This is a genomic window from Butyricimonas sp. Marseille-P2440, assembly GCF_900091675.1.
Taxonomy (GTDB): Bacteria; Bacteroidota; Bacteroidia; order Bacteroidales; family Marinifilaceae; genus Butyricimonas; species Butyricimonas synergistica.
On sequence record NZ_LT594610.1, the window covers coordinates 867,031 to 888,906 of the forward strand.

The 21,876-nt window shown below is 46.6% G+C and carries 20 protein-coding genes, 1 tRNA gene and 1 pseudogene; 5 read left to right on the forward strand and 17 right to left on the reverse strand.

Annotated features, from left to right (window positions below):
* The first annotated feature begins 127 nt into the window (after positions 1-127).
* Positions 128-1,510 carry a phosphoglucosamine mutase gene (glmM, locus tag BN8899_RS14630; protein WP_065219967.1) on the forward strand — a complete coding sequence of 461 codons (1,383 nt, stop codon included), beginning with the start codon at positions 128-130 and terminating at the stop codon, positions 1,508-1,510.
* A gap of 34 nt (positions 1,511-1,544) precedes the next feature.
* On the opposite strand, the gene BN8899_RS14635 is transcribed toward glmM, so the two are convergent.
* Both BN8899_RS14635 and BN8899_RS14640 read right to left on the reverse strand, forming a co-directional pair.
* Positions 1,545-2,723: a class I SAM-dependent rRNA methyltransferase gene (locus tag BN8899_RS14635; RefSeq protein WP_018336819.1), complete on the reverse strand. Its 1,179-nt coding sequence runs from the start codon at positions 2,721-2,723 to the stop codon at positions 1,545-1,547.
* A gap of 150 nt (positions 2,724-2,873) precedes the next feature.
* Positions 2,874-3,122 carry a hypothetical protein gene (locus BN8899_RS14640; protein WP_018336818.1) on the reverse strand — a complete coding sequence of 83 codons (249 nt, stop codon included), beginning with the start codon at positions 3,120-3,122 and terminating at the stop codon, positions 2,874-2,876.
* A gap of 234 nt (positions 3,123-3,356) precedes the next feature.
* Here BN8899_RS14640 and BN8899_RS14645 point away from each other — a divergent pair, with 234 nt between their 5' ends.
* Together BN8899_RS14645 and BN8899_RS14650 are read left to right on the forward strand one after the other, a co-directional pair.
* Positions 3,357-4,661 carry a DEAD/DEAH box helicase gene (locus BN8899_RS14645; RefSeq protein ID WP_018336817.1) on the forward strand — a complete coding sequence of 435 codons (1,305 nt, stop codon included), beginning with the start codon at positions 3,357-3,359 and terminating at the stop codon, positions 4,659-4,661.
* 249 nt (positions 4,662-4,910) lie between these two features.
* A complete protein-coding gene (locus tag BN8899_RS14650; protein WP_018336816.1) occupies positions 4,911-6,287 on the forward strand; it encodes a tryptophanase in 1,377 nt (458 codons plus the stop codon).
* Between the two features lie 32 nt (positions 6,288-6,319).
* On the opposite strand, the gene tpx is transcribed toward BN8899_RS14650, so the two are convergent.
* The 4 genes from tpx to BN8899_RS14670 form a co-directional block, all read right to left on the reverse strand.
* On the reverse strand, positions 6,320-6,820 hold the full coding sequence (gene tpx / locus BN8899_RS14655) for a thiol peroxidase (RefSeq protein ID WP_018336815.1): 501 nt from the start codon (positions 6,818-6,820) through the stop codon (positions 6,320-6,322).
* A gap of 274 nt (positions 6,821-7,094) precedes the next feature.
* Positions 7,095-7,304, reverse strand: a complete 210-nt coding sequence (locus BN8899_RS14660) for a hypothetical protein (protein WP_018336814.1) — start codon at positions 7,302-7,304, stop codon at positions 7,095-7,097.
* Between the two features lie 71 nt (positions 7,305-7,375).
* Positions 7,376-7,834 (reverse strand): cold-shock protein, encoded by a 459-nt coding sequence (locus tag BN8899_RS14665; RefSeq protein ID WP_065219968.1) that lies wholly within the window; start codon positions 7,832-7,834, stop codon positions 7,376-7,378.
* Between the two features lie 85 nt (positions 7,835-7,919).
* Entirely contained in the window at positions 7,920-9,038 is a 1,119-nt protein-coding gene (locus BN8899_RS14670) for a DEAD/DEAH box helicase (protein ID WP_026207323.1), read from the reverse strand.
* A 766-nt stretch (positions 9,039-9,804) separates the two neighbouring features.
* On the opposite strand from BN8899_RS14670, the pseudogene BN8899_RS20455 reads away from it, so the two are divergent.
* Positions 9,805-10,241, forward strand: a pseudogene (locus tag BN8899_RS20455) (DUF1062 domain-containing protein).
* Positions 10,242-10,316: 75 nt separating this feature from the next.
* Here the strand turns inward: BN8899_RS20455 and BN8899_RS14680 are convergent.
* Positions 10,317-10,390, reverse strand: a tRNA-Arg gene (locus tag BN8899_RS14680).
* Positions 10,391-10,610: 220 nt separating this feature from the next.
* Here BN8899_RS14680 and BN8899_RS14685 point away from each other — a divergent pair.
* Positions 10,611-10,799: an HU family DNA-binding protein gene (locus tag BN8899_RS14685; protein ID WP_065219969.1), complete on the forward strand. Its 189-nt coding sequence runs from the start codon at positions 10,611-10,613 to the stop codon at positions 10,797-10,799.
* A gap of 24 nt (positions 10,800-10,823) precedes the next feature.
* On the opposite strand, the gene BN8899_RS14690 is transcribed toward BN8899_RS14685, so the two are convergent.
* The 10 genes from BN8899_RS14690 to nudC all read right to left on the reverse strand — a co-directional run bounded on the left by BN8899_RS14690 (position 10,824) and on the right by nudC (position 21,833).
* Entirely contained in the window at positions 10,824-11,798 is a 975-nt protein-coding gene (locus BN8899_RS14690; protein WP_148375456.1) for a DUF362 domain-containing protein, read from the reverse strand.
* Entirely contained in the window at positions 11,795-12,601 is an 807-nt protein-coding gene (tatC, locus tag BN8899_RS14695) for a twin-arginine translocase subunit TatC (RefSeq protein ID WP_018336808.1), read from the reverse strand. Before tatC ends, BN8899_RS14690 begins: the two co-directional genes overlap by 4 nt.
* Positions 12,598-12,780 carry a Sec-independent protein translocase subunit TatA/TatB gene (locus BN8899_RS14700; RefSeq protein ID WP_187376985.1) on the reverse strand — a complete coding sequence of 61 codons (183 nt, stop codon included), beginning with the start codon at positions 12,778-12,780 and terminating at the stop codon, positions 12,598-12,600. The genes tatC and BN8899_RS14700 overlap by 4 nt, the downstream gene beginning before the upstream one ends.
* Before the next feature lie 20 nt (positions 12,781-12,800).
* The gene (locus BN8899_RS14705) at positions 12,801-13,313 is read right to left on the reverse strand and encodes an ECF transporter S component (RefSeq protein WP_065219970.1); all 513 of its coding nucleotides are present in this window, start codon (positions 13,311-13,313) and stop codon (positions 12,801-12,803) included.
* Positions 13,314-13,324: 11 nt separating this feature from the next.
* The gene (locus BN8899_RS14710) at positions 13,325-15,616 is read right to left on the reverse strand and encodes a TonB-dependent receptor domain-containing protein (protein WP_065219971.1); all 2,292 of its coding nucleotides are present in this window, start codon (positions 15,614-15,616) and stop codon (positions 13,325-13,327) included.
* A 106-nt stretch (positions 15,617-15,722) separates the two neighbouring features.
* Entirely contained in the window at positions 15,723-17,123 is a 1,401-nt protein-coding gene (locus BN8899_RS14715; protein WP_065219972.1) for an aldo/keto reductase, read from the reverse strand.
* Between the two features lie 12 nt (positions 17,124-17,135).
* Complete coding sequence (locus tag BN8899_RS14720) at positions 17,136-18,623, reverse strand: 4Fe-4S binding protein (RefSeq protein ID WP_065219973.1); 1,488 nt, start codon at positions 18,621-18,623, stop codon at positions 17,136-17,138.
* A 137-nt stretch (positions 18,624-18,760) separates the two neighbouring features.
* The gene (locus BN8899_RS14725) at positions 18,761-19,510 is read right to left on the reverse strand and encodes a LytR/AlgR family response regulator transcription factor (RefSeq protein WP_018336802.1); all 750 of its coding nucleotides are present in this window, start codon (positions 19,508-19,510) and stop codon (positions 18,761-18,763) included.
* Between the two features lie 7 nt (positions 19,511-19,517).
* Positions 19,518-20,540, reverse strand: a complete 1,023-nt coding sequence (locus BN8899_RS14730; RefSeq protein WP_065219974.1) for a sensor histidine kinase — start codon at positions 20,538-20,540, stop codon at positions 19,518-19,520.
* Positions 20,541-21,005: 465 nt separating this feature from the next.
* Complete coding sequence (nudC, locus tag BN8899_RS14735; RefSeq protein WP_065219975.1) at positions 21,006-21,833, reverse strand: NAD(+) diphosphatase; 828 nt, start codon at positions 21,831-21,833, stop codon at positions 21,006-21,008.
* Positions 21,834-21,876 lie beyond the last annotated feature (43 nt).

A 21,876-nucleotide genomic window follows, 5' to 3' on the forward strand; every position in this document is an offset into this window, starting at 1 on the left:
TATCTCTTTGGGGTAATGGATACAGTTCTTTTTTATTTCCTGATTTAATGATTTAACGATTGAAAGTCGGATTGGATATGCATTGCGCATTTTCAATTTTCAATTTTCAATTTTCAATTGCTTTACGATGACTTTAATAAAATCTATATCCGGTATCAGAGGAACGGTTGGTGGTCGCCCGGGAGATAACCTCACGCCTCTGGATATTGTGAAATTTGTATCTGCTTATGCTACGTGGCTGAAAATCGGAGCCGGGAAGGAAAGGGCGAAGATCGTGTTAGGACGTGATGCTCGAATTTCGGGAGATATGTACGCGAAGCTGGTAGAAGCTACTTTGTCCGGTTTGGGACATGACGTGGTGAATATCGGTTTGGCAACCACGCCGACAACAGAGATTGCCGTTACAGCAGAAGGTGCTGACGGGGGAATTATTTTGACCGCTAGTCATAACCCGAAGCAATGGAATGCTTTGAAGTTACTGAATAACTGCGGTGAGTTCTTGTCCGCCGAAGATGGGGCACAAGTGCTTCAAATGGCAGAACAGGAATCTTTCAAGTATGCCGAAGTGGATGATTTGGGTACGATTACTCGCAAAGATTACACGGATTACCATATCCAACATGTGTTGGATTTGAAGTTGGTAAACCGGGAAGCTATTGCCAAAGCTAACTTGAAAGTCGTGGTTGATGCGGTAAATTCCGTGGGAGGAACTGTCATTCCTGCTTTGTTGAAAGCATTGGGAGTGAAAGAGATCGTTGAATTGAATTGCGAACCGACGGGATGCTTTGCGCATAACCCGGAACCAATACCGGAGAACTTGACCCAGATTTCTGAAAAGATTAAGGAGTGTGGCGCAGACCTTGGTATCGTGGTTGACCCGGACGTGGATCGTCTTGCTTTGGTTTGCGAGAACGGGGAGATGTTTGTAGAGGAATACACCTTAGTTGCTGTTGCCGATTACGTGTTGAAACACACGCCGGGAAACACGGTATCCAATCTTTCTTCGTCTCGTGCATTGCGTGACGTGACGTTGGCTCACGGTCAGAAATATTGTGCTGCTGCCGTGGGTGAGGTAAACGTGGTAACCAAGATGAAAGAAACAAATACCGTGATTGGGGGGGAAGGTAACGGAGGCGTGATCTACCCGGAAAGCCATTACGGTCGTGATGCTTTGGTGGGTGTCGGTTTGTTCCTTTCTCATTTCGTGGCGGAAGGGAAGAGCATGACTGCATTGAAAGCCACTTACCCGCAATATTTTATCTCGAAGAATAAGCTGACGCTTTCTCCTGAAATGAATGTTGACAAGATTCTGGAAGGATTGAAGCAAAAATACGCCTCGGAAGAGATCACGGATATCGACGGTGTGAAGATTGATTTTAAAGACGGGTGGGTACACCTGCGGAAATCAAACACAGAGCCGATCATCCGCATTTATTCCGAATCGAAAGACGAAGCTGCCGCCAATCAATTGGCAGAAGAGGTGATAAAGGTAGCAAAGAGTTTATATTAAAATAGAAAGGGAGCTTAAAATAGCTCCCTATTTTTTATTCCACGTACAATACTAATCCCTTTAAATACTCCCCTTCGGGGTGATAGATGCTGATCGGGTGATCGGCAGGTTGAGTCAATTGGTGCAGTATCTTGACCTTGCGTCCAGTGTTTGCTGCTGCCGTGAATACGGTTTGACGGAACAGGTCTTTGGTCATCACTTGTGAACAAGAGAAGGTGAAGATAATACCGCCCGGTTTCACGACTTCAATACCTTTACGGTTGAGTTTCTTGTATCCTTGGATGGCGTTGTCCAATACTTTCTGGTGTTTGGCGAATGCCGGGGGATCAAGGATGATGAGATCGTATTTATTGTACGATTGTTCAAGGAATTTAAAGGCATCTTCCACGAAAGCCTCGTGCCGAGTGTCGTTCGGAAAGTTCAATTCCACGTTTTGGTTGGTTAACTCGATGGCTCGTGCCGAGGCGTCTACCGAGTGAACGAGTTTTGCTCCGCCGCGCATGGCGTAGAAGGAGAATCCTCCCGTGTAACAGAACATATTGAGGACATTTTTTTCCCGGGCGTATTGTTCCAAGAGGCTACGGTTTTCCCGTTGGTCGATGAAGAATCCGGTCTTTTGTCCTTCCAGCCAGTCCACGTTGAATTTCAGACCATTTTCAATAGCAGTGAAGTTGTCGGTATGTCCGTACAAGTAACCGTTCTCGGGATTCAGACCCGCCTTATAGGGGAGGGTACCTTCCGATTTGTCATATATGGCGATGATCTTGTCGCCCATAACTTCAAGGATGGCTTTGGCGATTTCCTCTCTCACTCTGTACATTCCCACGGTGTGGAATTGTACCACGGCAACCCCGGCGTAATAATCCACGATCAACCCGGAAAGGTCATCCCCCTCGCCGTGTATCAAACGGTAGACATTGTTGTTCGGGGAGGTTGCCAACCCGATGGCAACTCGCGTATGGTAAGCTTGGCGGATACGTTCTACCCAAAAAGGGTAATCGATAGGTTCTTCCTTGAAACTGAGTACACGCACGGCAATACTCCCGATTTGGTAATGCCCAATGGCAATGAACTCGTTGTCGTGGTTATATACTTTCACAATATCTCCTTCTTGGATGTCATTGTCTTTTTTGGCGATGGCGCCCGAGAATACCCACGGGTGAAGTCTATACAAAGACCTCTCTTTACCGGCTTTTAGAACTATTTTGCTCATATTATTTTGTGTCGCTGTGCGACGTTACAAGTTACAGGTTGGCAGGTTACAGGTTAATCCCATGATTTGCCGTTGCAAAAGTAGATAAAAAAGCGGTAAAAAAATACCGGGAACGTTTTTTCGACTATTCCCGGTACTAAATTTTTTTTGTTACACGTTCAGGAGCTCTTTCGCCTTATCTAGAATGGCTGTGTCATCCAAGACTACCAACCCTCCGTCCGGTCCTTGCTCCACGTGAATTCCGGCACTAGAACCTCCGTTGTCATAATTATCGGCTCCGAAGTAGTTACGCACTGTGTCAGTACTGATACCCAAGTCCTCTGCAATAGTTTGCATACTTCCGTGGGGTAACATGTCTTTGATCTTCCTTAACTCGTTAAAAGTAATAGTATAAGTCATAGCGTAGTAATTTTAGAGGTTTTACCTGCAATAAATTTAGAACATTATTTTGATAAAACCAAATCAGAAATCGTTTTCGTTGCTTTTTGTTTCAAAAGTGTTTCTTTATATCCTGCTGATTGTGAGAGAAATATTTGTGATATTTAGATACAATTTATTTTATAAATAAATTTGTTTCTGTCAAGTGACGACTTTTTTGTACCTTTGCGGTACATAGACTTAAACAAGATACGTATGGGATTTCAAGACTTGAATATAAGTAAGCAGATATTAATGGCGTTGGAAGAGGCTGGGTTCGAGAATCCGACACCTATCCAAGAAGAAGTATTCTCGGTCAGCCGGTCCGGGAAAGACTTAATTGGTATAGCGCAGACGGGTACGGGGAAGACGCTGGCTTACCTGATCCCGATGTTGATGAAATTGCATTACGCGCAAGGGTTAGTGCCGAGAGCGCTGGTTGTTGTACCCACGCGGGAGTTGGTGGTGCAAGTGTGCGAGAGTGTTGAGTTGTTGACGGAATATATGGATATTCGTTGCGTGGGCGTGTATGGTGGTACGAACATACGGACACAACAGGATAAGGTGTTTGAGGGTGTCGATTTATTAGTTGCCACGCCGGGACGTTTCATGGATATATATTATAATGGTATCATCCGGACAAAAATGATTAAAACAGTTGTGGTGGATGAAGCAGACCGTTTGATGGATTTGGGTTTTCTTCCACAATTGAAAAGTATATTCGAGGTATTGCCCGAGAAACTTCAGACGATGTTGTTTTCTGCTACATTTTCCGAGGCTGTAGGGTGTTTGGCAAGTGATTTCTTGAAGGATCCGGTACGTGTAGAGGTTGCCCGTCAGGCTACGCCGGTTGAACACGTGGAGCAATTCCGCTATGATGTGCCGAATATCTCAACAAAGATCAATTTGTTGAAACTTTTACTTGCGGATAAGGATACTTACAAGAAAGTCATGGTATTCACCGAAACGAAGAAGAATGCCGACCGCATCGTGGAACGTCTGGCGGATCACTGGAAAGGAGAGTTGAGCGTAATACACTCGAACAAGGCGCAGAATACCCGATTGAACGCATTGCGTGCTTTCAAGGAAGAAGAAACCCGTATTCTGGTGGCTTCGGACGTGGCGGCTCGCGGTATCGACGTGCAGGACGTGTCGCACGTGATTAATTTCGATATCCCTTCTTTGGCGGAGGAGTACGTGCACCGTATTGGTCGTACTGCTCGTGCGGGAAAAGAGGGTGTGGCTATCAGTTTCGTGTCGGAGATCGAGGAAGACCGGTTTACTGATATCGAGCGGTTGATTAACCAGAACGTGGAGATTTTGGATTTGCCGGAGAAGCTGGAAATCTCTCAATTGCTGTTGGATGAGGAGCAAGTGCAGACGAACAATATCGTGTACCAGCAGGGACGACCGCAAGGAGGGGGAGCTTTCCACGTGAAGAAAGCTAAAAATAGTTACACGGCGGAAGACAATCGCCGGAACGTGATGCGGAAGCGGAACGCGAAGAAAAAGAAGAAATAATAAAAAAAGATCAAGATTTTCTTGGTCTTTTTTTTTATTTTTCCCAATTTTGCTTCGATGAAAGACAAGAGCGTCATATTAGTAAGTAAACTTTTCTTAAACATCAAGAAGCGCGACACCTTCGTTCGGTAAAGGTGGCGGTCTTTTGTACCTCCTTATTTTTTACTTCACTCGATAACATCGGGGGTATTTTATTTGAGATCATATTATAATTTATTTATATCATTAACTATTTAAAGTTTAAAGATTATGGAATTACCTTTCGCGGAATCTTGGAAAATCAAAATGGTAGAACCCATTCGTAAAAGTACTCGTGAAGAGAGAGAACAATGGATCAAAGAGGCACACTATAACGTGTTTCAGTTGCGTGCCGATCAAGTGTATATCGATTTATTAACTGACTCGGGAACCGGTTCCATGAGCGATCGCCAATGGGCTGGCATCATGTTGGGTGATGAAAGTTATGCAGGGGCATCTTCTTTCTTCAATCTGAAAAATATGATTACCCGTTTGACAGGTTTTGATTACATCATTCCCACTCATCAGGGACGTGCGGCAGAAAACGTGCTTTTCTCTTATTTGGTAAAAGAAGGCGATATCGTACCGGGTAACTCTCACTTCGATACCACGAAAGGGCATATCGAGGGACGTAAGGCTATCGCTTGGGACGTGACAATCGATGAGGCAAAAGACACCCAGTTGGAAGTGCCGTTCAAAGGAAATCTTGATCCGAAGAAATTGGAGAAGGTGTTGGCTGAACACGCTGACAAAATCCCGTTCATTATCGTGACGGTTACGAATAATACGGCAGGAGGACAACCTGTTTCCATGAAGAATATCAAGGAAGTACGTGCTATCGCTGATAAATATGGCAAACGTGTATTGTTCGACTCTGCCCGTTTTGCTGAGAATGCTTATTTCATCAAAACTCGCGAGGAAGGTTATCAAGACAAGACGATCAAAGAAATTGTGAAAGAGATGTTTGATAACGCCGACGGTATGACGATGAGTGCCAAGAAAGACGCTATCGTGAATATGGGAGGTTTCATTGCTACTCGTCACCAGGATTGGTTCGAGGGAGCTAAAGGTTTCTGCGTACAGTTCGAGGGTTACTTGACTTATGGCGGTATGAATGGTCGCGATATGAACGCTTTGGCTATCGGTTTGGATGAAAATACCGAGTTCGATAACCTTGAAACTCGTATCAAACAAGTAGAGTATCTGGCAAAACGTTTGGATGAATTCGGAATTCCTTATCAACGTCCTGCCGGTGGTCATGCCTTGTTTATTGATGCTCCGAAAGTGTTGACTCATGTTCCGAAAGAAGAATTTCCGGCACAGACTTTGACCGTGGAATTGTACTTGGAAGCTGGTATTCGTGGTTGCGAGATCGGTTATATCTTGGCTGACCGTGATCCGGTGACTCGCGAAAACCGTTTCGGGGGCTTGGATCTTCTCCGTCTGGCTATCCCGAGAAGAGTGTACACGAATAATCATATGGATGTGATTGCCGTTGCTTTGAAAAATGTATTTGATCGTCGTGAGCAGATTACTCGTGGTTTCCAGATTACATGGGAAGCACCGTTAATGCGTCACTTTACCGTTCAACTAGAGCGTGCTAAATAACAAGAAAGGGAAGCATTTAGCTTCCCTTCTTTTTACTTCAAACTTGCCAATGCGGCGTCGTAATTCGGTTCGTGAGTGATCTCCGGAACAAGTTCCTCGTAAATGATCTTTCCGTTTTCGTCGATAACAACTACCGAACGAGCTAATAATCCGGCTAACGGTCCGTCTACCATTTCAACACCGTATTTTTCCCCGAAGGCGTGATCTCTGAATGCAGATAGCGGAATTACCTTGTCGATGCCTTCCGTCGTGCAGAAACGGGCGTGGGCGAACGGCAGGTCTTTGGAAATAGCGAGTACCACCGTGTTTTTCATCTCGGCGGCTAATTTATTGAAAGTACGCACGGAAGTTGCACATACACTGGTGTCAAGACTCGGGAAAATATTTAGAACAACACGTTTGCCCTTTTCGCTGGCTAATGTCAATTCAGACAAATCCGTCTTCACCAATTTGAAATCAGGAGCCACGGAACCAACTGAAGGTAAGTTACCTTTCGTGTTTATGCTGTTGCCAGCAAGTGTTACTTTTGCCATAGTGTTTTAAATTTAAATGTTTGACTTAATATTTATCTTCAAATGTATAATTTTAATTCTTGTTTCGCAAAGAGAAATTTTACATTTTCTTCTACGGGCATTCGTTAAAAAAGTTTGTAATAATTGTTCAAGAATGAAATAATATTTCTCTTGTATCCCGGAGTTTAGAAGATGTTGATAGAAGGTCTCGATTATCAGGCAATATGATCTACAGTTAACCGTGACGAACGGAAAACGTATCTTTTTAGCGTATGATGAATCTTTGGGCTCTCGATTATATTCTCGAGGGGTGTAGCTTTTTGTAGTGTTCTACACGAGTATCTATTTCTTCTTGGGTTAGATCAGCCGGTAACTCGATGGTTGTCCGTGCACTAATGGCAACATAAATGACCTTGCCTACTTTTTTCTTGTACTCTTTCAGTACGTTCTCTGACGATTGATTAGATGAACTCATCTCGGAACCGATAAAATTACTCTTTTTCATGTTTTGAATTTATTCATCGTGTTATAATTATCCTCCTCGAAAGGAGGATATATTCTTGGATATTACATACATTAGCTTGCCGATTTGTTTTCAAGGCAAATATTGACTGCGTTCATGCCTCTTTTACCACGTGCGAGGTCGAATGTAACAATGTCGTTTTCAGAAATAGCCGTGGACGTATCGTTCACATGGAAAAAATATTTGTCTGTTCCCGCGAGATCTTTGATAAAACCATAGCCTTTTGACGTGTTGAAATGTTCTATGCGCCCCCTGAGAACGGGTGTTTCCTCTTTTTCTTGTTTAGGAGTCGATATCATGATTTCCTCCTGATTTATTTCCGTTTCCTGTTCTCTTTCTTCCGGGGGTGTCATTGTGATTCTGCCGTTTTCATCAACGTAAGCAATCATATCCTCAAAGCCGTTCGCTTTACCGGATTGTTTTCTTTCTTCTTTTCTCTTTTGTTTTTCAAGTCGTCGGGCTTGTTTTTTCTTTTCGTTTTCTCGTTTACCAAATGTTGCGGGTTTTGCCATTTAATCTGATTTTAATTTGTACTAATTGTTTATGAATTATTTTTAATATTGGGGAAACGCTGTACTATCGGGGCGTTTCCCTTTTTCAGGCTGAATATTCAGCTTTACAGAGTTTTTTGCCTGTTAGGTTTTGAATACTATTTACCAGTTTGCGTTCTTCTTCCGAGCAAAAGGTTAGGGCGGTGCCGGCACGTCCAGCTCTTCCGGTACGCCCGATGCGATGCACGTAGGTTTCCGGTACGTCGGGTAGGTCATAGTTAATCACGAGTGGTAATTCGTCGATGTCAATTCCCCTGGAAGCGATGTCCGTGGCAACCATAACTCGTGTTTTTCCCGATTTGAAATTGCCTAATGCCTGTTGTCTTGCATTTTGACTTTTATTACCGTGGATTGCCTGGCTTCCAATGCCGGCTTTGCTTAATACCCGGACAATTTTATCGGCGTTATGCTTCGTGCGTGAAAAAATGAGTACCGATTGATTCTTGTTTTTCCGCAAAAGTGAAATCAACAATTGTCCCTTTTCTTTCTTCTCCACGAAATAGATAAATTGCTCGATAGCTTCCACCGTGGGAGACTCGGGTGTGATATTTATTTTAACCGGGTTCCTTAGTAACGAGTTCGTGAGCGAAACGATCGAGGGCGGCATGGTTGCCGAGAAGAACAGCGTTTGTTTGTCTTTCGGTAGTTTGGGTAGTATCCGTTTGATGTCGTGGATGAATCCCATGTCCAGCATACGGTCAGCCTCGTCGAGTACAAAATATTGGATACAGTCTAAATGGATGTATCCCTGGCTCATCAAATCGAGCAGACGTCCCGGGGTTGCGACAAGTATGTCGATGCCTCTTTGCAGGGTGCTTACTTGCGGACCTTGTTTTACTCCACCGAATATGACTCCATGACGTACTCGGGTATATTTCGCGTAATCATCGATGCACTCGCTGATTTGTAGGGCGAGTTCACGCGTGGGAGTTAAAATCAAAGCCTTGATTTCTTTCCGGTTGCTTCTCTCTTTTTCTAAATGTTGGATAATGGGTATGGCAAACGAGGCGGTTTTTCCTGTTCCTGTTTGTGCACAACCTAAAATGTCCCTTTTTGCTAATGCGGCAGGAATAGCTGCTTCCTGAATAGGCGTCGGTGTAATATATCCTTTTTCTTCTATTGCTTTTAAAATAGGCTCGGTTATATTTAATTCTTTAAATGTCATATCTGTTATTTGTGCCATGTTTAAGTGGCGGTTTAATAATCAAAGACCCGGCTGTCTCGAAAAGAGAAAGTCTGAATCTTTATAATTCTTTGTCTTAAGTGAAACGATATAAATTTCCTGAATTGTTCGTTTCTTAGAGTGAGGAAGATAATTAATTATAGGAAAGACTTGCTTATAATATATATAAAGAAGAACTATAACAATAATGATTCATTACTCAAACTGAGTACAAAGGTAACAAAATAAATCGAGAAAGCAATTATAAAGGCTTGATTTTAAATTATCCTGGAAAATAACATTCTTTATTTATTCAACAGGCGTGAATATCGAAGGTTTTTATGTAAGTTTGCACCGTAATCCTAAATATTCATATTTTGAGAGGAATCTTTAAATTTATACTGGCTTAATATTAGCCTCATAAACCACAGGTTAATAATTCTTTCGTTTGAGTAGTTCTACTTGAGGTGGTTTCTTATTTTATATTTTTCATTTACGACATGACCTTTTCGAGAGGATAAGGTAGTTTATGGCAACTCCTGTGTCTGCTATAAACTACAATGCCGTGAACGATCATAAAATCTTTCAAAGAATTATTAAGTGCGGTATAGATAATGAGAACTGAGTATATATGGGAGGTAAAGGTCAAAAACACTCCTGTTTTAAAAAGAAAATGTAATCGTTGTAATTGTAATTGGTTTTATTGTAGCAACAAATTTAGAATGAATGCCCAAAAAAGAACATTGATGTATGGTTAATTTATAGATGCGTGGAATGTGACAACACGTATAACCTGACTATTTTGTCACGTACAAAAACCGAGCTGATAAAAAAGATTTGTTCTTGAAGTTTTCAGAAAATGATGAAGATCTTTCTTGGGAATGTGCTTTTTCTTCCGAAATAGGACAGAAAAATAGCGTAGAATTTGATTATAGTAGTGTCGAATACGAGATTCTGCATGATGATATTTCGATAAATGACATCTTGAATGTAGAAAATGAAATTGTGGCATTCAAAATTCAAACCCGTTTTGAGTTTGGACTGAAATTGTCTGCAGTCATTCGAAATTGTTTGGGGGTATCTGCAACTTTGTTAAATCACATGATTGAAACTGAAGCGTTTTTTACACCAGAAGGTTATCCACTAAATGCAAAACATATATACCAATCGAACGATACTATAAATTTATGCAGAGTTGGAAATTAATGAGATAGATATTCCGAAATATGTTCCTAATACAAATAGAACTCGCTGGATTCCAACGAGTTCTATTTGTATTAGTGATCCGGAAGGGATTCGAACCCTTGACCTACGGCTTAGAAGGCCGTTGCTCTATCCAGCTGAGCTACCGAACCGAGTGTCGTTATTTTTTTGACGGTGCAAATATAGCGGTTTCTGCTATAAATACAAACTTTGGGGGTACTTTTTTGTTTTATTATTTTCAGTATCCTTTAAGTCTTGTTATTTTAGTATCATAATTGGAGTTTTTTGTCTTTAGAATTGGAGGCTTTGTCTCATATTCAGAATCGAATAGGAATGAATTGTAATTTTGTTCTATAACTAAATAATGAAAATATGAACAAGACAGAATTGGTAGAGAAAATATCCCGGATGTCGGGATTGGAAGTTGCTGAAGGTGGTATCGTGCTGGATTCTTTGGAAAAAGTGTTTGAAACGGAGTTAAAAGAATCAAAACGTCAAAGATATATGTTCGATACGCTTTATGGTTTAATGACCCTTTTGAAAAAACTCCGTTACAAATGAAAAGAATATATGGAGAACTAAAAGTTATTCTGCGTCCAGCATAATTAACTCGTATTGTTGGCTACCCATGCCTAGTTTCTCGGCATGAACTAGCGTGTGGATGCCGTGGCGGGATTCCATGCGTTCGATCAGATGGATACGCCCGTGATCCGGGGAAGAATACACTTGGTCGACACATGCTTTGTCCAGAGCCACGGGGTCGAGGGAGGCGAGGATGCCGATGTCGCCCATCTTCGGATCTTCGGGGGCGGCGGCGCAGTCGCAATCTACCGACAGGTTGTTGGCTATGCTGATGTAAAGAATCTTCTCGCCGCAATGATCCGCAATAGCTTTGGCGGCTTCTGCCATGGATTCAAGGAAATCGTCTTGCTCGGGCAGGTTGCTCCACGGGTCGCCTTTTGTTTTTCCGGCACTATGTATCCACGCTTTTCCAGCTGAGGAAGCGATACCAATCGACATATTTTTGATCGCACCACCAAAACCGCCCATGGCGTGTCCCTTGAAGTGCGATAGAATAATCGTGAAGTCATAATTCAGGAAATGCGAGCCCACGAAGTCTTCCTTCAAGTGCTTGCCCCCCTTGACAGAAAGTGCGGTTTCTCCCTCCGCATCCATAATGTCGACCTCTGCGATGGCTGTGAAACCGTGGTCTTTGGCGGCTTGTAGGTGGGCGGTCGTGTTTGCTCGTCCGCCGCCGTAAGCGGTGTTGCATTCGACGATTGTACCTTTTACTTTTTTCACGAGATCGCCGATAAGGGCAGGTTTCAAGTAGTTGTTTCCGCCCGGTTCCCCGGTAGAAATTTTGACGGCTACTTTTCCCGTGGCTTCCCGCCCGAGAGCCTCGTATATGCGGAGAAGGCTTTTCGGGCTGATTTCTTTAATCATGTAGACTTTGGGAAGAATGTTCTTGTCACTCTCTTCGGGGGAAGGGTTACTACAAAATGTAGAGAGTGGGGACACAAGTGTCATAATTAAAACAGGTAATAGATTTGCTTTCATATTAATTCTTTTTTATTCGTGCGTTTAACAATTAAAATACTGGCTTCGTATAGCAGGCACATGGGAAACGACACCAGTAGCAGGGTGAATACATCTGATGTCGGGGTGATGATTGCCGCAATGGCAAGGATACTGACGATGGCGTGGCGGCGATACCGGCGCATGAAAGTAGCGGAGATCAAGTTGAATTTGGCGAGCAACCAACACAGGATGGGAATTTCAAAGACAATGCCCATCATCAAGTTCATCATCATAAGCGTGTCCATGTATGATTGCAGGGAAATCATGTTCTCCACGTCGTCACTCACTTGGTAAGTCCCCAAAAAACGGAAGGTCAGGGGAAATATCAGGAAATAACTTAACGCTACGCCCAACATGAACATCATGTAGCCACTTCCGACGACCCGTGAGGCGTATTTTTTCTCCTGGGAATATAAAGCCGGGGAAACAAATCGAAATAAGGCGTATAGGATGTAGGGGGAAGCGATGAGGATTCCCACGTATATGGCTGTCCGCATATGTATGATGAACTGTTCCGCCAGCCCGGTGTTTATCAACTTGACAGAGAAAGCTTCCGGCGTCATGTCCGATAGGGACAGCCAATCACTTACGAGGGCGAATCCCTTGTAAGTGATAAAGCTATCCTTCTGGGGAGCTAGGATAATCGTGAACAGGATGTCCTTGAACAAAAATGCAACGACCCCGAATACCACGATGACTGCGCCAATTCGTATCAAGCAGCTGCGCAGTTCATCGAGGTGCTCCCAGAACGTCTGTGTCTCTATGTTGTCTGTTGTGTTCATTTTTCTTCGGTAGTGTCTTTCTCTGCGGAAGGGTCAATGCCGTTCATACCGTCCTTGAAACTGCGGACGCCTTTCCCGATGCCTTTCATCAATTCGGGGATTTTTTTCCCGCCAAAAAGTAACAATACCACGAGGGCGATAAATAGTATTTCCGGTGTTCCGATGAGTAACATAATCATAGATGTCATAAGTTGATGTTTTATTTGTTAATTAAATACTTGATAAACAGGTGCCCCCCGAAGATTTGCAATGCCATTCCCGGCAATCCGATACGGAAGTCCTGCACGGCACGGGTGAAATCACCGATGATTGCCCATTCTCCGAGGGTGCCCGCTATTTGGTAGAAGAGGACAACACACGCGAGAATGAGTATAGAGATTCGTTTGAAACGTTGGGCGGCATACCCTGCGGCGGTAGCCAGTAGTACGGATTTCAGAAGTATTGCTGGTAAGGATGCCACGAGCGGCATCCCGAAAAACAGGGAGTTCAGGATAGGTGAGGATACCGCTGTCAGCAGACCGACTTTCCAGCCGTATTTATAAGCTCCGATCAAGGTGAAGAAGTATATCGGCAACCAAGTCGTTCCGCCTTGCGATGCGATGTGGAACAATTGGGGTAGTACCATGTTGCCGGCAATGAAAAGCGATGCTGTCAAGTACGTTTTGACTTCTTTGTAGTCTAACGAGTAAAGTTGGATGGTTGTTGTTTTCATATCTGATTGTTTTAAAAGTTTAGATTGATTCCTCCCGTGAAAGTTGCTTTCGGCATGGGAAAACCGTCATTGATCTCGTAGCGTTGTGCCAGAAGGTTTTCTCCTTTCACGAAGATATGGGCGAAGGGGCACAGGCGATAGCTGGCTCTGGCGTTCCACGGTACGAAATTCTCTTTCTTTTCCGTGGTGGTGTAAAGCCCTGCCACGTACTGCACGCCGGAGGATGCTGTCCAGCGTCCCCGCGAGAAGTCAGCCCCGATGTATAGTTTGTGTTCCGGTGCGGCAACCAGCGGGTGTATCATACGCAACCAGCTGTAATTGGTAGAGATGTTCCATGCTGTGTTTATACGGTAATTCATGTCGGCTTCCGCTCCCCAGTTCTCAACTTTCCCGGTATTGACATTCATTCGTCGACCGTCCACGGTTTCTTGGGTGATGATATTGTCCCCGTCGATGTAAAAGAGGTTTATCCCGTAGTGTAACCTGTTTTTCATCAAGTGTTGGGAGTAGGAGATTTCGTAATTCCACATCCGTTCCGGCAATAAGTCGGCGTTTGCGACACGGAACATATACAATTCTCGGATGGTCGGGTTGCGGAATCCTTTGCTCACCATCGCTTTCACGCTGCTGTTGTTAGGTAGGTATGCCGATAGACCGACCTGTGGAATCCATTCCGTGCCGGTCACCGAATGGTGGTCTACTCGTACGCCTGCATCTAGCGTGAGCCACGAGAAAAATGTCTGGCGGAAGTCTGCGTATCCGGCAACCTCGTTTTCTGATTTATCGGAAATGCCTTCCTCATGCCCGTCCGTGACGAAATGGTTCCACGCTTCTCCGCCGAAATGCTGGAAATCCACGCCCACCGTGATGCGGTTACCTTCAAACAGGGTGGCACTTTGATACAGGGAACCCCCCAGCATGAGGTCTTTCGAGTTGAAACGGTAGGTTAACGGTTCCTTCCCCTCGGAATAGCCGTCGTTGATCTCGTGGCGTCCCCAGTTGTAGAAGAAACTCAAAGCTCCGGAGGTTTTCTCGTAACGATTGGCGAGGGCGAAGGAGGTCATGCCTCGGGTGATGCGTGAGTCGTTGTCGATAAGGGGGGCGTTGGTCTTTCCGGGGTTGGAAGCGTTGAAGTGCGTGACGTTCACGTCGCAGGAAAGGTTCCATGCGTCGCTCAGTTCATATCCCACTTTGGCGTACCCGCCGTATTGCTCGAATTCCATGTCCGGGCGGTGCCCGTCGGTGCGGTTGTACGAACCGGTCACGATACTCGTGAAGCGTCCCCGTTTCATGCTATTGCTTGCTTCGGTGATTAATGTGTTGTATGACCCGTAACTTACTCGGGCATTTGTTTTCACTGCGTCTTCCCGCTGTTTCCGGGTGATGATGTTGATTACCCCACCCATGGCGTTCGATCCGTAGAGCACCGATGCCGGACCCCGCACAACCTCCACGCGTTCTGCCAGCATGGTCTGGTAGGCATCGGCTATCGGGTGTCCCATTAATCCCATGTATTGCGGGTGACCGTCTATCAGCACGAGTAGTTCGGTATTGGAGCTTCCCCCGATACCGCGCAGGCTCATGCCGCCGGCAGACCCCGTCGACACGCCGTATCCCATGACGCCCCGGCTGGTGATGAACAGTCCCGGTATCCGTTCCGTCAGGATCGGGAGTAATGAAGGTTCGAAACGTTTTTCTATCGCCTCCCGGTTCACGACGGAAACGGTCATGGGCAGGTGGCGCACGTCGGTTTCATTGCGGGTGCCGGTTACGACGACTTCTTTGATGGTGTCAGTCCGGGCTATGTCGGTCGTGCCTTCTCGCAATTGTGCCTGTAAGTTAGTGCTTAAAAGGAAGCCGGAGAATAGGGCGCAGGCTACTTTTTTGTTTATCCTTATTTTCGAGATAAAGTTCCGGATCACGGGGTAAATGTCTTTCACCGATTTTATTTCAAAGCAGGCGGATTCCAGCGGGCACCAGCCAGTCTTGTCCCGGTTCACGATGTGCGGTACCTTTTTTATGTAGCGGACGTCTATTCTCGCATCTTGCAGTAACGCCAGCGCTGGTTCGCTGATGGTGTCGGTGTATACGTTTTCTACACAGCCAAGTACCATCAAGGCAGCAGCTGCTTTGCCGATCACTTTGTCTGCCACGTGTGCCCCTTTCATGAATGAGGGGTCTTCTTCCAGCAGGTCGTACAGGTCTGCCACGCCTCGCTGGTGAAAGGTGCGGACTTCTGTCCCTTTTGCGATCACGCAGGAGTAGCCGCCGATGTGTAATAGTTCTATGATGTTTTCTGTCATAAGGCAATTCTTTTTAGTTCATCTGGGACAAAACTATCGCGTTTCTCTGGTGCGGTTGTTATATAAATTACGGGTATTAATCGGAAATCTCTGAATTTATTCATTTTCAATTCTCCATTTTCAATTGTTCCACGAATCTGTCGATGCGGTGCAGTTCCCTGGGGATATTGATGTTTTGCGGGCAGTGGTGCACGCATTGATTACATCCGATGCAGTGGTTCGCTTGGCGCAAGCGGGGCACGCTACGGTCGTAGCCCACGAGGAACACCCAGCGTGCCTTGCGGTAATTCTCGTCCTGCGTGTTTGCGGGGATATTCCCCTCGTTCACGCATTTGTTATAATGTATCAGGATAGACGGGATGTCTATTCCATACGGGCAAGGCATACAATATTTGCAATCGTTGCAGGGTATCGTGGGGTATTTCAGTAATAGTTGTGCCGTTTCTTCCAGGAAATCCTTGTCGTTATCGGTCAAGGGGGCTAGCGGGGAATAGGTATGTAGGTTTTCTTGCAGGTGTTCCATGTAGGTCATGCCGCTCAACACGGTCAGCACTCCTTCCGGTGAGCCCGCGAAGCGGAATGCCCACGAGGCGACACTATCCGACGGGCGGCGTTGTTTCAATCGGCTGACGATGTAGTTTGGCACGTTTGCCAGACGTCCACCAAGCAGTGGTTCCATAATGACGGCAGGGATACCGCGTTTGACGAGTTCGCCGTACAGGTATTCGGCATCCGTGTTGCGGGTATTCATTTCCTTGGCGTGCTTCCAGTCCACGTAGTTGAGTTGAATTTGCACGAAGTCCCATTTTATCTCGTCGTGGCGGGCGAGCAGGTAGTCGAATACCTCGATGTCCCCGTGGTACGAGAAGCCAAGGTTACGGATACGTCCCGCTTTCCGTTCCTCGATGAGGAAGTCGAGGATGCCGTTATCCAAATAACGACCTTTCATCGCTTCCATGCCTCCCATGCCGATGCCGTGAAGCAGCATATAATCGAGGTAATCCACCTGCAATTCTTTCAGCGAATTGCGGTACATGGCGATGGACGCTTCCCGGCTCCACGTGTCCGGTGAGAAGTTCGACAGCTTCGTGGCGATAAAGTATTTGTCCCTCGGGTGGCGGCTGAGGGCTATCCCCATGGCGTGTTCCGAGCGCCCTTTGCAGTATGCGGGCGACGTGTCGAAGTAGTTCACCCCGTGGGCGATGGCGTAATCCACTTGGCGGTTCACCATGTCTTGGTCTATTTCGTCCTGACTGTCTCTCGCACTAGAATTACTGGTAGTCGGTAGGCGCATACAACCGTAGCCCAGCAGGGATACTTTGTCGCCCGTGGTGGGGGTGATGCGATAGGTCATTTCTCCGGTTTGTGCGTTGTCCGAACCGCCATTCACGACGGAGTTATTCCGGGGACGGCAACCGTACAGGGCTGCTGCGGTGGTTGCCGTTCCTGCACCGAATATTTTCAGGAAAGTACGGCGGTCTATTTCTTTTTTATTCTTGTTTTTCATGTTTCTTATCTGTTAAATGGTTTTGTGCATCTCGTGTCCCTCCACGTAAATTGCGCTGAACGGGCGAGCAGGGCACAGGTGCTCGCAAGCGCCGCAACCGATACAACGTTCGGTGTTCACCACGGGAATCTTGGGCGAGTCCGTCATGTCCGGGTCGGACGCCACCATTTGGATGGCTCCCGTGGGACAGTGGCGGGCGCAGTTGCCGCAATCTACCCCGTCGGTCAGGGGCACGCAGTTTTCTTTTATCCACACGGCATGACCGATCTGGATGGCGGATTTTGCCGCTGCCGTTATCGGCAGGATGGCTCCCGCCGGGCATACCTCTGAGCATTTGTTGCATTCGGGGCGGCAATATCCTCGCTCGTAGGACATTTCCGGCTGCATGAGGGTGCTTAGGTCGCCGGAGGGGCGCAGTACGTGATTGGGGCATACCGTTACGCATAGCTGGCAGGCGGTGCAACGTTGGTTCATGTTGCGTGTGCCCAGTGATCCAGGAGGCGTGATGGGTGTGTCACGATGAGGGATTTTCTTGTCTTCGATAACGGCAAGCCCACCATCCACTTTTTTCTCCTGCGCTTTCAGCACGGAAGTGCTCGCGAGTACGGTTGCGACGGTGAGGAAATTGCGGCGGGACTTGTTCACGTCTGCGGCTTCCCGCATGGGCTCTTGTGCCGGTCGTTTGTAGTGCGGTTTATAGCTGATAGCTCCTTGCTTGCAGGTTTGGAGGCAGTTCATGCACGCCACGCAGCGGCTATAATCCACCTCGTGTTTTTTGTGGTTGATGCACGCTGCCTTGCATTTGTGCGAGCAAAGACTGCACCCGTTGCATTTCTCTGCATCGATCGTCACTCGGAATAGGGAGTTGCGGGAGAGAAATCCCAACACGGTACCTACGGGGCAGATTGTGTTGCAATACGTTCGTCCGTTACGCCATGCAAGGGTAATAAGTATCACGAAGGTTGCCGCGGCGATAAGGAAGGTCGGCAGGCTTTTTATCCAGACGTCCACCTCGTAGAAGGCGTAACTGTCTGCCCGTTCAGCCGCGTGGGCGAGCAGGTTGTTACTCCATTGCCATAGCGGGGCGAACAGGTTGTTGGCGATGCGCCCGTAAGCGCTGTACGGTGCCAGCAAGGCTACAATGGAGCCAGCCCCGGTAATGAGGGCGATAATAAAAATCCCGAGGATGCCGTATCGCACCCACGAGAGGGCGGGGGAATAGCTGTAAGGTAGTTTCTTGCGTCGTTTCCCGAACCACGCTATCACGTCTTGAAATACGCCGAGCGGGCAGATCACCGAACAATATATGCGTCCGAAGATCAAGGTGAGAGTGATAAGAAGCACGACAACTCCTGCGTTCAGTGCCAGAACAGCAGGGAGAAATTGTATTTTTGCTAACCAGCCGAACCACGCATGCAGCGTTCCCGTGAAATCGAGAAACAGCAGGGTGATAAGGGTAAAGCAAATAATGGCAAGTGTCAGTCTGATTTTTCGTAACATCACGTCTTTGTTTTTGAGTTATGTAGCAAAGATATTCGGGTAATGCCTTGAATCATACAGTCGTTGCGTTAAAGCGAAAAATTGTAAACTGATGACGAAAACTTACTGGGAAACGGGACTTTTTGGACAACCTCTTTTTATTTGACGATCCACGACTTGAACTCGGAGGCTTTGTTTTTGCTGATATACATGCGTTCGGGAACTTCCGTGTCGAGGGTGACGAGCAGGCGGTTGTCGAACCAAATGGTGATGTTGGTGACGCTGTCTTTCGCCACGATAAATTGTTTGTTCGCCCGGATGAAGTGTGCTGGGTCGAGGGTGGCGATGATCTGCTCGAGGGTTTTGGAATAGGGATATTTCTCCCCGTTTTTCAGGTAAACGAAAGTATTTTTGTCCGTGGTGTAGAAGCAGGATACGTCCCGTAGGTTGACCGGGATTAACTTGTCCTTGATCGGAATCAGCAGGCGGTCTTGGTATTTTGGGGGAGCCGCAAGTTGGGTGAGTTGCGACAGGTATTGCACGAGATCCTGACGGGTGAGTTTGCTGTATTTATCGAGGGCGTGGCGTATGTCGCCTACTTTTACCGGTTTCAGCAGGTAGTCGATGCTGTTCACGCGGAATGCTTCGATGGCATACTGGTCGTAGGCGGTGGTGAAGACAATGGGGGTTTCCACTGCGATCTTGTCGAAGATGGCGAATGCCGAGCCGTCCGACAGGTGAATGTCCATGAAGATCAAGTCTGGTAGCGGGTTCGACTGCAACCACTGCACGGTGCCGGTAACGCTCTCCGTGTTACCAGCTATCCGGATGTGTGGGTCAACTTCCGTGATAATATCCACGAGATTCTCGTAAGCGGCGGTTTCGTCTTCTACAATCAATATGTTCATAGCGGTGTTATTTTAATGGGAGGTAGACACGGAAAGCGTTTGCATCATGTTCTACCCGGATTTGTTTGTTCATCAATAATTCAAAGCGCTTGTTGAGATTATCGAGTCCCGTCCCGTTCGTGTCGGGCGGGGTCAGTTTCGGGTGCATGGGGTTCGCCACGACCAGTTCGCCACGGTCGTCGAGCCGGATGGTGATGGTCATTTTGCACTCGCTGTCGATGCGGTTGTGGACGATGATGTTGTCTACCAGCGGGAGCAGGGAGAGTACTGGCAGTACTAGCGTGTCCTTCTCCCGTTCATCAGCCTCTATGGAGAAGTCCAGCTTGTTGGCGAAACGTACTTCCATAACGTAGCGGAACGATTCGATAAATTCGAGTTCCTCACGTAGCGGCACGAGTCCCTTGTGGTCGCTTTGGAGTATATAGCGAAAGATGTCCGACAGCTGGTTGACGTAGGTCAGCGTTTTCTTGTCATCCTTCTTGCGGATCAAGGAAGATATGCCGTTCAGTGAGTTGAAAAAGAAATGAGGGTTAATCTGGTTTGCGAGGGCGTCACAACGGCTTTTCAGGTTCTCGAAGCGCAGGCGTTCGATCTCATTCTCTTTTTCTCGCTGCCGGGTGTAGAGCATGGAGATATACCCGATCACGGTACACAAGACGCACGACACGGCAAACTGCGAGATCAGAGTGCTGCCTCGGAAGTCGGTGCGGATGCCGTAGCGCGATACCGTGTAGGAGATGCCGAGGAAGACGAGGTAGGTTGCCAGCGTCATCAGGAAGTTACGTCCGAGTCGCTGGCGAAACGGTGCCGTGGGGAGTTTTTTTAGGTTGTAGCGTATCAACCAAGCGATAAATCCCCAGAAAAATAATAGGCGGTAGATGAAATAGGTAAAATATAGCGGGTAGCTTTCTTCCGGTATCATGTTTATCTCCCATGGGAGGCAGGAGAGGTTGGGGTATATGATGAAAATGGCACTTGTCAGGCTGATGAGTGGCAGTTTACGGGATATGTACAAGTCAAATGAATCCATAATTGTCTTTTTTATCACTACAAAGAAAAGTAAAATAATTATTATTCGCTCTCGGAAAGGAGGTAAAACGAAAAAAAGGAGCGGGAAAGCGAAAACTTTACAGAAGTAACCCCGGACGGGGTGTCCGGGGCGGCAAGGGATGGTTGTTTGGAGGGAGTTCCCCGTGTCCGTCGGGGAATAGAGGGTGTTGTAAAAAAGGATGGTTGAAGGGTTGCCCTCCGGTAACCGAGTCCCTCGATCGGCGTTTGTGTTGTATCTGGTAACAAAGAAAAATATAATGAGGTTATCTTATTATCGTTTGCCGAACAAAGCGAAAAAATGGGGATAAAGGCGAATGAAATTTACTAATTTTAAATTTCAACTGTACAAAACGATCCTCGTGCAGTGATTTAGTGATTTGATTTTCTCACGCTGTGGGTGTTGTCCGTGTTGTTAATCTTGCGGTATATCTGGGGGTAGCAACTTTCAATTTTTTCTGAAGTATTCTATCATTTCGCTGGTGAGGCTGATGTCCGATTCGCTGGCGGGGATATCCTGACGGGGGAACCACTTGGCAACAGCGAGTTCCTCCCGATCTAACGTGATGCGGTCGTTCCCTTCGACTTCGGCGAAGAATCCCATGAGAAGGGTGTCCGAGAATGCCCACGGCTGGCTCTTGTAGTATTTTAGATTTTTGACGTGCAAGCCGACTTCTTCCATGACTTCCCGGCGGACGGTTTCTTCCACGGATTCGCCGATCTCGGTGAACCCAGCAAGGAGGGCATACCTCGTGTATTCCCGGTTGGCGTATTTGGAGAGCAGTATCTTGTCGCCGTTGGTGACGGCAACGATCACGGCGGGCATGATCTTGGGGTATTCCGAGTTTCCGCATTTCTCGCAGTACATCATCCGTTCCTTGTCATGGGGAACGAGTTTTTCCCCGCAATGACTGCAAAAACGATGATTGTCGTACCATTTATATAGGCTGTAAGCGGTAATCCCGGCAAATGCGGAATGACGGGGAAAGGCTTTCCTGAACACGGAGATGTTCTCCAGGCGGAAATCACCTTGTTCCTTTGCTGGTTGGTTTATCCAGTAAAAGCGGTTGTCGTCAATGGCGAATAGGTAAGTGGCGGTTTGTAAAAGTGTATTCGTATCGCCAGTCAACTCGTTAAAGCGGGGAAAACGGATCGCACCGTTCTGTTCGTGTAAGAGAACGGTGCGATCGTTAAAACAAAGGGCAAAGTCTGTTGCCTCCGGTCGGCGGTTTGAATAAGCGTTCGAGAACTTGTGTGGTGCAATGTCTTGAATCATGATAGCTTAAAATTAACTTCTCGGGCGACTAGAGTCAAATGGG